Genomic DNA, 13,318 nt, shown 5'->3' with positions numbered 1-13,318 from the left:
GTGGGGGTTTGGGGGGGTCTTTAAAGGGCGGACCCTTTTGCAACATCTCGGTTAGTAGGGCAGCTTTAACCGGGTCCATTTTGGCTAAAATTTTGCCCATGTCTTTGGCTTCGAGAGTAGAAAGAATTTGAGCGGCTTGACTGGGAGGTAAGTCTTGCAAGATAGGGGCAGCTTTAGAATCTTTCATTTTGGCGTAGGTGCTAGAAAGCTTGCTTTGACTGGCGGTCTTGATCTCTTTTAACAACTCTTCATTTTTGGCGATCAGAGTTTTAAGTTTTTTTTCACTTTCTGCTTGGGTCTTTTTAAAGGCATCTTGTTTGTCTTCAAGCTCTTTGAGTTTGAGACTTAGAGCTTTTTCACGTTCTACAACCTTAGCGCTCCGTTGATCGAGTAAGCTTTGGGTTTGGTTTTGCAAAGTCTGCAAAGTGAGCGCGCGCTCTTGTAACCTCTGTAATTGTGCATCAATTTCAGCTTTGCGGGATTCAAAAATGGCATTGCATTGCAAAAATTGTTGCGAAGGGGTTTGGTCAGCATACAAAAGTAGCCCACACAATGCCCATGCGTAGAGTCTAGACATGCGTACTTCTTTGCTTTTGGATAAAAATACTCGTTCCAATTGCATCCATCTCTTTGTGTTCAAGTCTTCTAAGGCGCGCCAACTCTTTTTGGGTCTCTAAAGTTTCCAAATAAGAGATTTTTTCATACTCAAGACTGGCTTGTCTGTAAGCTTCTTGTAATTGTACAGCCCTTTGCTCAAGTTTAGCGATTTCTGCTTGTGCTTGCGCGAGTGCGTAACGGTAGTTGTGTTTTAAAGCGTTGAGCTGGGCAAAACCATGCATACCTCCCTGCATGGGCACACTTAAATCACAGAGCTGTGCATTGAGGGCAAGTAACTCCTGCTCTTGATGAGTAATTTGGGCGCGGTTGTTAGCAAGAGCAATTTCAGCGCGCTGTACAGCTTGACGCTTAATTTTAAGCAAAGCTTTAAACTGACTCATCTTAAAATCATCTCCTCGCGTTTTGGACTGGTAGAAATGGCACTAATCTTTACATTTATAAGTTCTTCGAGTGCACAAATATAAGCTTGTGCTTCTTTAGGTAATACCTCAAAAGTGTGCACACCCGCACTACATGCCCACCCTTGAAAGCGCTTATAAATCGGCTTGACTCCTTGCAGAGAATCGGGCATGTGTAAGAAAGTTTCTTCTCCTCTTTCATAGCCCACACACACTAGAATCTCTTCTAAGCCATCTAAAACATCTAATTTCATTAACGCTAATTCTGTACACCCGTTCAAACGGCAGGCGTAGCGCACTGCAACGGCATCAAAGTACCCACAGCGGCGTGCGCGCTGTGTAGTTGTGCCAAACTCATGTCCTTTTTGGCGCAACCATTCTCCCATAGCGCCCTCTTCTTCACTGGGAAATGGTCCATTGCCCACGCGTGTGCAATAAGCCTTAGCCACCCCGATCACTTTATCAATGTCTTTCACGCTAAGTCCGCTCCCCGAGCACGCTCCAGCTGCAATAGTGGTCGAACTAGTTACAAAGGGATAAGTGCCAAAATCCACATCAAGCATACTTCCCTGTGCGCCCTCTAGCAAAATGCGTTTGCCTTTTTGCGCCCCCTCCCAAAGCATTCCGGTTGTGTCTGCGATATGGGGCAAAATTTTGGGGGCGTAAGTGTCTAAATATTCTGCAATAGCGCGCATATCCACTTGCACATGCATGTGTGCTAGATTGTGTGCAATTTTTTCTTTGAGCAACTTGGGGTAGCGTAAATCCCCCACACGCAAACCCACTCGCCTGATCTTATCTTGATAGGCTGGTCCAATCCCCTTACGGGTTGTACCAATCGCACTTTGGGCTTCTTGATCGCTCTCTAGCATTTGATGATAGGGCAAAATTAAATGGGCGCGTTCGCTTACAAAGAGTCTTTCTTGAAGGTTACCAAAAAGTGCAATTTCTTTAGCAAGCGCGTCTAGTGCAACCACCATGCCATTTCCAATGATATTTTTGCATTGAGGGTATAAGACCCCTGAGGGGATTAGATGCAACGCGTAGGTGCAATCTTGAGTTACGATAGTATGCCCCGCATTATGTCCGCCTTGAAAACGCACAACAAAATCATAATTTTGCGCCAAGCGATCCACTAGCTTACCCTTACCTTCATCTCCCCACTGCACTCCTACGACCACATCTGCCATTTAATTCCTTCTTTTAGACTACACAAAGAGTGATTGCACACTCTCATTATGATAAACCCTGCGAATCACTTCTGCAAACAAAGGTGCAACGCTTAAAGTTGTGATCTTGGGATGAGAGGTTTTAAGTGGAATAGAGTTGCTCACAACCACTTCATCTAGCTCACTTTCTTTAATGCGTTTGAGCGCATTTCCACTCAACACCGCATGTGTACCCAGCGCCATTACAGAATGTGCTCCCTTAGCTTTGAGCATGGCAGCGGCTTTACAGATAGTCCCGGCTGTATCCACCATGTCATCCACCAAGATCACATCACGCCCACGCACTTCCCCAATAATATTCATCACTTCGGACTCATTTGCGCGTTCGCGTCGCTTGTCTACAATGACCAAATCCATGCCAATTTGGCTAGCAAAATAGCGCGCCCGTGCCACACCTCCAATATCAGGGCTAGCCACCACCGGATTTTTAAAATCCTTTGAACAAATATAATCTCTAAAGACAATCGAGCCGTAAAGATTATCTACCGGGATATTAAAAAAGCCCTGAATTTGTCCAGCATGCAAATCCATCGTGATTAAGCGATCGATACGCACGGTTTGCATCAAGTCTGCCACCAACTTTGCGCTAATAGGCACTCTAGGAGCGGCTTTACGATCCTGTCTAGCATAGCCAAAATAGGGCACTACAGCAGTGATTGAACTAGCTGAAGAGCGGCGCAACGCGTCCACCATCACTAATAGTTCCATCAAATTATCATTTACGGGTGCACATGTGGGTTGTACGATATAGACATCGCGCCCGCGTACAGACTCGCTAATTTGCACATTGATTTCACCATCGCTAAAACGCCCTAAGACAACTTTAGAAAGCCCCACATTGAGATGTTTAGCGACTTCCTTGCCAAAGCTAGGGTGCGCGCTCCCGCTAAAAATTTTAAAGCTCCGTGTTCGCATGCGCGTTCCTTTCATGGGGTAAAATAAGATTCTCCTTTTTTCTTCAGTTCTTGATAAATAGCTTCAAAATCCACGCCATAGACGCGCGTATTGCCAATCACACTGACAAAATTTGTGTCTTTATAAAAGCGGGGCACTAGATGCCCATGTAAATGCGCACTTAAGCCCGCCCCACCCGCATCTTTGAGATTAAATCCCAAATTAATTCCATCTGCACCAAAGGCGTACAAAAGTTGTACCCCCTGATAAATGCGTGTTTGCAGGTGATGCCAGTCCTCTAAGCTTAGCAGTTCCGGACTATCAACGTGGTGGTGGGGGATCACCATGAAATGCCCCGGATTATAGGGATAGCGATTCATCACCACAAAAACGCGCGCGTCGCGGTACAGGACATGGTTACCTTCATCTAAATGGGCTGCTTGACTGATGGCGCAAAACACGCAACCATGCGTGTCTTCACCTTGCAAGTAGGGGCTTCTCCATGGCGCATAAAGTCGGTGCATGGTATTCCTTTAGATGTAGTTGGGCGCATCATTGGCAAATAAAATAAGGTCTTTGGGTAAGGTCATGGTTTGCAGGACCGATTCAAGCTGACTTTTATCTCTTAGAAAAACTTTTTGGATGCTCGTGATAGCCTGTCCCAGTGTTGTTGTGTTAAGTTCACCTGTGATAATAGCAATGTCAAAGACACGATCGATAGCCTGCCCTAAAGTGGTATTGGATTCTATGTCGCTCTCTACTAAACCCGGAGTTACAATAATTTTACGCCCTGTATAAAGACTACACAGCCGCACTCCTTCCAACATGCCCTTTAAATTACCATTAAAGCCATCGTCAATGATGATTTTATCATTAACATGTAAGACATTCAAGCGGTGAGGAACGGGATTAAGTTTAGCAACTAAGCGTTGTAGCTGGGCAACAGGGATTCCAAAATAAAAGCCTACCATGATTGCCAAAGTAAGATTTTCTACATTGAAAGCTCCTAAAATTTTGCTTTCAAAAGACACCCATGTTTGATCCAAGAATAGCTCAAAATGCGTGCCCTCCAAAGTGGCTTGTATATTTCTAGTTTTTCCGGGATAAAAGGTGATCTTTTCTTGCGGAATCTTTTGACAAAAGGGTTCTAAAATTTCGCTTTTATAGCAAAAGGCACGCTCTAAACGCGGTGAATCGAGCAATTCTGCCTTAGTTTGAGCGACATTTTCGATTGTTTTGAAATATTCAATGTGTTGTTTGCCCACTTCAGTAATGATAGCGTAATGGTGTTGTAAGAGTGAGGTAATTGCCTTGATATCTCCGGACTGACGCGCACCCGCCTCAGCAATATAAAGAGTGGCGTTCTCACCTAGATTTTGATTGATATCTTGACTCAAACCCAGTAAGGTATTCACACTTCCTGAGGTGCTGTAGACAATGTACTTACCTTGTAGCATTTGGTGGAGGTAATTTTTAACGCTAGTCTTACCAAAACTTCCTGTGATGGCGATGATTTTTAAATGGGGCATGCGCGCGAGCTTATCCCTAGCCAAGCGCACATAGCCTTGCGCACAACTTTTTTCAAAGCCTAAAGATGCGCCATGCACTAAGGCAATAAGTATTAGATAGCGCCAAAAAACTATTTGCCCCCAGAGATGCACCAACCAAGCGTCCATTAACAAAAAAAACAAAAGAATAGTGAAAAAGCGCACCACGCGTGGTGTGAAAACAAGTTTTTTGTCCAAGCGCGAAGCCCAAAACACTAGACATGGGATCTGCACCCCGCCCACAAACACATAGAAAGCGAGTTCAAAATGCTTTAAATGGGCGGTCACAAAGACTGCTAAGGGCAAGAGTACATGGTAAACATGCCAACGCTTTTTGTGATGCTTTGTAAGCACGCGTGCAAAGCTGTAATGATACCATTGCAGCAGAGTTATCAGGTAGTAATTCAGACCTAACATAAAAATCCAAATTGCCCCTAATTCTAAAGTCCCCATGATTATTCCTGCTCGCTAGGGCAGTTAAAATATTCCAAACAATGTTGTTGCACCAACGCCCCCTGTTTTAAAAAGAAATAGTGATCCCCCTGCAAGACAATAAAGCGATTCTTAGGAATAAGGGTAGCAATCTGTTGCCCTGCCACAAGAGGGGTGGTATTATCCTGCGCACCCCATAAAATCAGGGTATTTTTGACGCATGCGCAAAAATGTGCCCTAAAATCTTCTTGAATCGTGTACTTGAAAACCTCATACATCGCTGGATTTAGATCTTGCGCATCCGCACTTCTGAGCGCGCGATTGCTCATCCCCAGCATTCTTAAACCTTTAGCCAACTTGATTTTTAGACGTGTTTTCCAAGATTTTGGCAATACAATACCTGCACTGCTCAAAAGCACTAAATTAGAACCCTGTGTCAGTGTAGCAACTTTGCCTCCAAAGCTATGTCCAACCATCAAATCTGGGGTAACCTCTAGGGATTGAAAAAAGGTATCTACAATATGGGCGTAATCTTGTGGGGTAAGAAAAGTTTGGTTGGGACTTCTGCCAAAACCGGGTAAATCGAGGTAGAAATGTCTGTAATCTGTAAAATATGCTTTGAATGCGTGCTGCATTAATTCTTTAGAGCTCCCCCAGCCGTGCAAGAACGCAACACTTTTAAGTGCGTTCTTGTTGTGCAGATCGTAAGCGATCTCAAAATCGCGCCCTTGATATGCCACCTTGCGTTTAGCCATTACTTATTTTTTTGAATCTGATTGATATAGTGGTAGGTAATAGAAACAGAGGGATTTTTAGGCAGAAGAATATTTTCAAGGACATAAGTAAAATCCTCAAAAAGGTAGTGTGCTAGACTCCCGGGAATAGGGTTAATTTCATTTAAAAAGATTTCATCATCCATCACAAAAAAATCGCAACGGATGATTGCTCCCACGAAAAAAGGCTCGTAAACCTGTTTAAACAACGCGCGCATGCGCGCTTCTAATTCCGTGCTAACCTCTGCTTTAAGCACCTTTTGTGTGCGTCCAAAATCCAAGTACTTTTCTTCAAAACTCAAAAACTCTTTTTTCTTGGGTTCCTCCACGATAGAAAAGATATAATCGCCCCCTTCCACCATGCAACCTGCTAGATTGTATTCTTTAATCCCTGCTTTAAAAGGTTCTACGATCACTTGGTTATCAAATTCAAACACTTCATCTAGAACGTATTCCACATCTTTAGCCTCCTTGATAATGCCAATGCCAATAGAGCTCCCTAGGCGATTAGGTTTGGCGATCAAGGGGTAAGCCAGCGTTTTTAGCGCATTACTTTGGTGTTTATCTAAAAAAACATAGGGCAAGACTTTAATCTCTCTCTCTTGCGCAAATGTTTTGGTTAAATACTTGCTACAACTCAAGACACATGCCTCTACTCGAGGTCCAACGAAAGGCACTTCAAAAAAGTCTAACAATGAGGCGAGTTTACCATCTTCCCCATCACCCCCATGCACGAGATTGATAAGAAGAGAAAAGCCAACCTGCTTGCTCCCTAAAAGTCCTTGCGTATAAAAGCCATGCTGTTTTAAAATGAGTTCTGGACACTTCTGATACTGCCCTGTAGCAAAGAAGCTTGAGCGCATCTCTCTAGTGGGAATTAGGTAAAAGCGACGCATGCCATCTAAAAAGATAAAATGCCCGATTTCGGCACCCAAAACCTCTTTAAGCGCGATCGCGCTCACGATACTAATTTCATGTTCGTAGCTCTTTCCCCCAAACAAAACCCCGTATACCACTCTCATCCTTTTGTAAGCTTAAAAACAATCGGCGCATTATAGCCAAATCCCTCTAAAGATTGCCTGCAAGCGTGCTAGCATTTTAAAGGTTTTTTAGGATAAAATGCCCCTTTGCAAACCCCATTTTAAGTTGTGATTATATGCAAACTAATATCTCTAAGGCACTTTATGAAGCTAAAAAATTTCTTCGCGATAAAGGTGTGCGCACTGCACTTGAATCAGAAGTGCTTTTAGCCCATTTGTTAGGTGTAGATCGCGTGTACTTACACATGCATGCCCAAGAAGAGTTAGATAGTTTTGCCCTTGATCGCTTCATGCGCATGGTTAAGGCGCGTGCTAAGGGTAAACCCATCGAATATATCACCCATGAAGTAAGTTTTTATAGCCGTCTTTTTTTTGTCGATGAGCGCGTGTTGATCCCTAGACCAGAGACTGAGCTTTTAGTGCACCAGGCCTCCGAGTTAATCCAAGAATATGGCATTAAAAATGTGGTGGAAGTTGGGATTGGAAGTGGCGTTGTAGGGATTAGTTTAGCCTTGCAACACCCGAAAATCATGGTAATGGGTACAGACATCTCTATGGATGCCCTAGAGGTGGCTAGTATCAATATCACCACCTTTAGCCTGCAGGCGCGTGTTTCTTTAATGCACACTTCACTTATACAGGGTATAGATATTCCTGCACGCACTTTAGTGGTGAGCAACCCCCCCTATATTCCCTTAGACTATCCTCTAGATAACTCTGTACGCTATGAGCCTGAAATCGCGCTCTATGGGGGTGAAGAAGGTAATGAAATCCTTAAAGCTCTTATCGATGAAGCTGCAGATAAGCGTGTAAAGTTCCTTGTCTGCGAAATGGGCTCTGATCAAAAGGCCTCGCTGAGCGAGCACTTAGAGTTAAGGGGCTATCGTGGCACTTTCTACACCGATTACGCCAAGCTCGATCGTGGCTTTGTTGCCACACTTAGAAGTTAATTGCGTTCCTTATAATGCGTGTAGTCAAAGCTTTTTAGCAGAGTGAATTTGTCATGGGTAAGCACACCCAAAGCGGGTAAGGCAATGCCATTAAAGGTATTGTTCTTGACGATCGTGTAATGTAGCATGTCTTTGAAGATAATTTTATCACCCACTTGCAGGGGAACTTCAAAGCAATAAGGTCCAACAAAATCCCCCGCCAAACAGCTCGCTCCCCCTAGAAAATAGCTAAATTCCCCGGTCTGCTTGCCTTCAAAGACATTCCCATCCCCAGCCACTTTAAAAATTTCTGGCTTATAGGGCATTTCCAAACAATCAGGCATGTGGTTAGTGATACTCACATCTAAGATAGCAATCTGCCCCTCATTTTCTACAATATCCACCACACTAGAAAGCAAGAAACCCGTTTGCCAACCTACTGCTTCCCCGGGCTCACAAAAGATTTCTTTGAGATTTGGATAATCCCTTTTGAGTTGTTGCACTGCTGATACTAAGACTTCTAAGGCATAATCTTTTTTGCTAATATGTTGCCCTCCGCCCATGTTCAGCCATTCCATCTGTGCTAGGGTCGTGCCAAAATGGCAACACACATGCTTTAAGGTTTCTTGTAAGGCGGGTGCGTCCTGCTCACAATGGGTGTGAAAATGTAACCCACTCACCCCTTCTAAACCATAGCGCGCTACGCCCTCTTTAAAGGCTTGAGGCGTGATACCCAAACGGCTATGCGGGGCACAGGGGTTATAGATGAGGGGATGCACTTCACTAAAAAGAGGATTGATGCGCAAACCTATTTTGATGGGCGAAAGTCCCAACTTATGTAGCTTTTTGTTTTTTTCTAGCACTAAGTTCTTGTAGGCATGGTATTGAGTGAAAGAGTTGAAAATAACATGGGTGGCGATGGGCAAAATTTGGGCGATATCGCTAGGCTTAAAGGCCGGGCTAAAGACACAGATTTCCTTACCGCTCTCTCGAGAGCCAAATTCTTCATAAGCCAATAAAGCTTCATGCACCCCACTTGCGCAACAGCCGTGTAAGCTTGCACGCACCCACTCAAAGCTCCGCCAAAAAGCAAACCCTTTGAGTGCAAGCACAATTTTAATACCCGCTTCCCTCTGTGCTCTCTCTAGAATCGCAAGATTATGTTGTAATTTAGAGAGCTCCAACACATAGCAGGGTGAGGGAATGGAGTGGTAATCTAACATCAGGCACTCTTGACGGGCAGGAATTGTTTGATGATGCGTTCCACATCCAAAGGATTGGATTTAGAAATAAAGTCGTCCGCGTGCAAAGAGCGCGCCATCTCCTCATTGCTACTTCCACTCATGGATGAATTGACTACAATGGGAATTCTAGTTGTCGTTGCATCCAACTTCACGCGTCTAATGACTTCAAATCCGCTCGCTTCTGGCATTTCTAGGTCTGTGATAATAAGCCCAATATCTTCAACGATAGTCTCTTTATCAAAGAGGTAATTCAAGAGTTGTTGCCCATTCATAAAATCTAGGTGCTTGATCCCCAACTTATCTAAAATCACCTGCATGGTTTTGAGCACGCTGGGGGAATCGTCGGCGAGCAATACCATCTTATCGCTATAGAGCTTGGAGAGTTTGCTCAACTCCTCATGACTTTCCTCTTCAATCCAAGGGAAGACATCGGTGAGCATTTTCTCAATATCCACCACCTGCACCAACCGTCCATCAAAATAACGCGTACGGCTTACTAGCTTGCTATTACTCGTATTACCTCCCACGCCCGCACTCTGCTCGATTTCCGTCCATTTCTTATTTAAAATGCGATCAGCCTCATAAATGCGCACTCCAATGGTCCAACGCGAAAACTCGCAAATCATAATGATGTCGTCCTCATTGGCTTCTTTTTCAATCCTGAAGGGGCGCAGATCCTTCTGCTTGTTATTGCTGTCATAGTAAAACCACTTTTTCATATCGATCAGGGGAATAGTGAGCTCGCGAATGATGATGAGCCCTTCCACTAGAGAGTTAGGCTCATGACTAATCATGGTGAGACTTCCATTATACTTCACCACTTCGCGGATTTTAAAGACATTCACCGCATAGAGGTCCTTATTCTTACCTAATCTAAAACATAAAAGTTGCAGTTCGTTATTGCGGTGTAGGTTAGTCACTTGATCAATATGGGCGAGATTGTTAGCCATGCGCGCTCCTTAGGGCAAGATGAAACTCCATTATAGCATAGCTACACATTGAACCTAAAATGCATCACATCGCCATCTTGTACAATATAATCTTTGCCTTCAATGCGCAACGCTCCCTTAGCACGCGCATTCTGCTCACCCCCATAGGTAATAAAGTCCTCATAGCTGATTGTCTCAGCTTTGATAAAGCCCTTTTCAAAATCCTTATGGATTACCCCGGCGGCCACAGGTGCGCTAGAACCCTTGAGAATGGTCCACGCGCGCACTTCTTTCACCCCTGCTGTAAAATAGCTAATCAAGCCTAGTTCTTGAAAGCCTAATTGGATAATCTGTTCTAAGCCACTCTGTGCGACCCCCAAACTCTCTAAAAACTCTTTTGCTTCTAGAGGGGACATGTCTACCATCTCCTCCTCTAATTTGGCGCATAGGCTCACAAAACGCGCCCCGCGCTCCTTAGCTAAAGCCTGCACACTCAAAGCATGTGCGTTTAAAACACATACATGTTCTTCATCCACATTTGCCGCATAAATCACTTTTTTACCGCTTAAAAAACGCAATTCGTGATTTAAGGTCTCAAAACAGGGGTGATCTTTGTGCGCAAAGGTGCTCACTGGTTGCATCTCTTCTAAATGCGCTAAAAGGGTACGCGCAAGCTCGAGTTGTGGTTGCGCGTCCTTTTGGCTTTTGGCGAGCTTTTCTAGGCGTTCTAGGCGTTTTTGCAAGTTTTGCACATCGGCTAAGATAAGTTCTAATTCAATGGTTTCAATATCAGCCAAAGGGTTGATCGCAGAGTTAACATGCACGACATTACCATCTTCAAAACAGCGCACAACATGCAAGATGACCGCACACTCGCGAATATGGGCTAAGAATTGATTTCCCAAGCCCTCGCCAGCAGAAGCTCCCTTGATAAGCCCAGCGATGTCAATAAACTCCACGCTAGAGTATTGAATTTTTTCAGGTTTAACAATTTTAGCCAAAGCTTCTAGGCGGGCATCGGGTACATTCACTAAGGCCTTATTAGGATCGATGGTACAAAAGGGGTAGTTAGCGCTTTGGGCTGAAGCGGTGCGCGTGAGCGCGTTAAAGGTGCTAGACTTGCCCACATTAGGCAAGCCCACAATCCCGATAGAGAGCCCCACTATTTAAGACTTTCTAGCACAAATTCTATGCACGCGCGCACGCCCGCCCCGCTGGCCCCTGCCATATTTACATCCCAATCCTTTTCGATGTAAGCAGGTCCAGCAATATCAATGTGCAGCCACTTGTCTTTGTATTCTTCGCGGATAAATTCATTCAAGAATAGTCCAGCGGTTACCGCACCTCCGTAACGCACGGGGGTGATATTACTAATGTCTGCTATCTTAGAATCAAGCAATTTGCGCAAATGGCGATTAAAGGGCAATTTGGCCATCAACTCTCCGCTTTTGAGCGCGGCGTGTTCAAACGCGTTTTTGAGCGTTTCATTATTGCCCATGATCCCGCTGGTATACTGCCCTAAGCCCACCACACATGCTCCCGTTAAGGTGGCAAAATCCACCAAAATATCTGGCTCTAAATCCTGTGCAAAGCTTAAACAATCTGCTAGCACCAAACGCCCCTCTGCATCGGTGTTGCGCACCTCGATAGTCTTACCCTCTTTGGAGATGAGAATATCATCAGGGCGGTAAGCATCCCCAGCAATCATGTTCTCTGCCAAGCCTAGCACGGCGTGCACTTCGTCCTCTGCCTTCAGATGTGCGAGCGCGTTGACTACAGCTAACACCGCGCACGCCCCGCCTTTGTCCGCTTTCATGGTGATCATATATTCAGCCGTCTTAATGCTAAGCCCCCCGCAATCATAAGTTAAACCCTTGCCAACTAGGACGATTTTTTTCTTAGCGTTCTTGGGTTTATAGACCACATGCACGAGTTGGGGGGGGTTAGCCGAAGCGCGATTCACAGCTAAATACGCGTTCATGCCCTTTTCTTTGAGGTAATCTTCCCCGTGCACAAAACACTCTAACCCATTTTTTTCTGCTAAATCTTGGGCTTTCTTGGCAACATAGGGGGCACTCGCGACATCCGGGGGAGTGTTGACTAAATCACGGGCTAAGTTGACATGTTCAACGATAACATGGGCTTTGTGGGCAAGCTTTTCTAGATTACGCTCTAAGGTTTTGATCTCATGGTTAAAATCCTTTGCCTCCCCTAAGGCGATCGCCACTTCTTGCAGGTGTACGGGCTCCTTCTTGCTCTTATAGACTTCATAGCTATAGAGTCCAAACTGCAAGCCCGTTAAAATGGCTAGCATGGTCTGTCCTAAAGGACATTCGCCCTCATCAGTGTGTTTAGCGGCATAGAGTCCTACTTTGGCACTTTTAAAATGGTATTTTTTAAGGGTTTTCACTGCTAAACATGCTGCTTCTCTAAAAAGGTGTACATCATTATGTGCCACCCCGACATATAATCTCTTGTGCGCTTGATCTAAAAATACACCCTCACCCTCGTAATGGAAGGTGTCTAAAATTTTCTTATGGTGTACCCACGCGTGGTTGAGGTTTTTCTCTACCACAAAGACAACAGAAACATCAGCTTCAACTTGCTCGAAGGGAGCATGGTCTAACTTGATTTGCAACATCACTATCCTTTCTTGAGTTTTAAGTCTTTTTGGACTTTTTGGATTTTCTTATCGATCTTCTTGGTGTGGGCTTGAAAATACCAAATGACAAACCCCAGCACACAAACCAATAGTAGTATAACAAGGTAGGGATAACGCTTAAGTACCCCGAGTAGATTAAAAATCTGCTCCCCAAAAAACCACGCCAACACAATCGTAATGGAAGCCCATACAAAAGCACTTAACAAATTAATGATGGCAAATTTAAGCGCGTTATAGCGCGTCAGACCGATACTAATGGGAATGATGGTGCGCATGCCATACATGTAGCGTTGGATGAAAATCACAAACCAGCCGTATTTTTGCAAAAGCAAGTGCGCTAAAGCTAACTTGCGCCGTTGCTTTTCAAGCTTTTTATTAATGTATTGCTTGCTTGTGCGTCCAATATAAAAGTAAATTTGATCTCCGCTAAAGCCTCCCAAAGCCGCCACTATAATCGCCCACACTAAGTGCATATGCCCTGCATAACACGCCATGCCTGCTAAGATTAGACCTATTTCGCCCTCTAAGATACTCCAAAAAAACAAAATAAGATAACCCCAAGTGGCAGCATACTGATCCCATAGTTCTATAATATAGGCTTCCATCAGTGTCTACTTTGAAGA

14 protein-coding genes are annotated in these 13,318 nt (G+C 44.5%); 1 reads left to right on the top strand and 13 read right to left on the bottom strand.

Annotated features, from left to right (window positions below; all coding sequences use genetic code 11):
• The 8 genes from C6G87_RS03025 to C6G87_RS02990 form a co-directional block, all read right to left on the bottom strand.
• Positions 1 to 577 (bottom strand): MotE family protein (locus C6G87_RS03025; RefSeq protein WP_104752056.1); only part of this gene is annotated, 577 nt, incomplete at its 3' end.
• Positions 570 to 998: a flagellar export protein FliJ gene (locus C6G87_RS03020; protein ID WP_104752055.1), complete on the bottom strand. Its 429-nt coding sequence runs from the start codon at positions 996 to 998 to the stop codon at positions 570 to 572. The genes C6G87_RS03020 and C6G87_RS03025, both read right to left, overlap by 8 nt.
• Positions 995 to 2,206: an adenylosuccinate synthase gene (locus C6G87_RS03015; RefSeq protein WP_104752054.1), complete on the bottom strand. Its 1,212-nt coding sequence runs from the start codon at positions 2,204 to 2,206 to the stop codon at positions 995 to 997. Before C6G87_RS03015 ends, C6G87_RS03020 begins: the two co-directional genes overlap by 4 nt.
• 18 nt (positions 2,207 to 2,224) lie before the next feature.
• Positions 2,225 to 3,160 (bottom strand): ribose-phosphate pyrophosphokinase, encoded by a 936-nt coding sequence (locus tag C6G87_RS03010; RefSeq protein ID WP_104752072.1) that lies wholly within the window; start codon positions 3,158 to 3,160, stop codon positions 2,225 to 2,227.
• Positions 3,161 to 3,171: 11 nt separating this feature from the next.
• Positions 3,172 to 3,663 carry an HIT family protein gene (locus tag C6G87_RS03005; protein WP_104752053.1) on the bottom strand — a complete coding sequence of 164 codons (492 nt, stop codon included), beginning with the start codon at positions 3,661 to 3,663 and terminating at the stop codon, positions 3,172 to 3,174.
• A gap of 9 nt (positions 3,664 to 3,672) precedes the next feature.
• Positions 3,673 to 5,139: a Mur ligase family protein gene (locus tag C6G87_RS03000; protein ID WP_104752052.1), complete on the bottom strand. Its 1,467-nt coding sequence runs from the start codon at positions 5,137 to 5,139 to the stop codon at positions 3,673 to 3,675.
• A gap of 2 nt (positions 5,140 to 5,141) precedes the next feature.
• Positions 5,142 to 5,873, bottom strand: a complete 732-nt coding sequence (locus tag C6G87_RS02995) for an alpha/beta fold hydrolase (RefSeq protein WP_104752051.1) — start codon at positions 5,871 to 5,873, stop codon at positions 5,142 to 5,144.
• Positions 5,873 to 6,907: a D-alanine--D-alanine ligase gene (locus C6G87_RS02990; protein ID WP_104752050.1), complete on the bottom strand. Its 1,035-nt coding sequence runs from the start codon at positions 6,905 to 6,907 to the stop codon at positions 5,873 to 5,875. The genes C6G87_RS02995 and C6G87_RS02990 overlap by 1 nt, the downstream gene beginning before the upstream one ends.
• A 140-nt stretch (positions 6,908 to 7,047) precedes the next feature.
• Here C6G87_RS02990 and prmC point away from each other — a divergent pair, with 140 nt between their 5' ends.
• Positions 7,048 to 7,881: a peptide chain release factor N(5)-glutamine methyltransferase gene (prmC, locus tag C6G87_RS02985; RefSeq protein WP_104752049.1), complete on the top strand. Its 834-nt coding sequence runs from the start codon at positions 7,048 to 7,050 to the stop codon at positions 7,879 to 7,881.
• Here prmC and nspC read toward each other — a convergent pair.
• The 5 genes from nspC to C6G87_RS02960 are packed head-to-tail and all read right to left on the bottom strand — an operon-like array spanning position 7,878 to position 13,300.
• A complete protein-coding gene (gene nspC / locus C6G87_RS02980; protein ID WP_104752048.1) occupies positions 7,878 to 9,083 on the bottom strand; it encodes a carboxynorspermidine decarboxylase in 1,206 nt (401 codons plus the stop codon). The genes prmC and nspC overlap by 4 nt on opposite strands.
• Positions 9,083 to 10,054, bottom strand: coding sequence for a chemotaxis protein (locus tag C6G87_RS02975; RefSeq protein ID WP_104752047.1), 972 nt, complete (start codon positions 10,052 to 10,054; stop codon positions 9,083 to 9,085). The genes nspC and C6G87_RS02975 overlap by 1 nt, the downstream gene beginning before the upstream one ends.
• Positions 10,055 to 10,095: 41 nt before the next feature.
• On the bottom strand, positions 10,096 to 11,196 hold the full coding sequence (gene ychF, locus C6G87_RS02970; protein ID WP_104752046.1) for a redox-regulated ATPase YchF: 1,101 nt from the start codon (positions 11,194 to 11,196) through the stop codon (positions 10,096 to 10,098).
• Positions 11,196 to 12,674, bottom strand: a complete 1,479-nt coding sequence (locus tag C6G87_RS02965; RefSeq protein WP_199767613.1) for a leucyl aminopeptidase — start codon at positions 12,672 to 12,674, stop codon at positions 11,196 to 11,198. Before C6G87_RS02965 ends, ychF begins: the two co-directional genes overlap by 1 nt.
• A 2-nt stretch (positions 12,675 to 12,676) precedes the next feature.
• Positions 12,677 to 13,300 carry a DedA family protein gene (locus tag C6G87_RS02960; RefSeq protein ID WP_104752044.1) on the bottom strand — a complete coding sequence of 208 codons (624 nt, stop codon included), beginning with the start codon at positions 13,298 to 13,300 and terminating at the stop codon, positions 12,677 to 12,679.
• Positions 13,301 to 13,318 lie beyond the last annotated feature (18 nt).

Source organism: Helicobacter baculiformis, assembly GCF_900197685.1.
GTDB lineage: Bacteria > Campylobacterota > Campylobacteria > Campylobacterales > Helicobacteraceae > Helicobacter > Helicobacter baculiformis.
The sequence above is the reverse complement of the archived record's forward strand: the minus strand, read 5'-3'. Positions and strand labels throughout refer to the sequence as shown.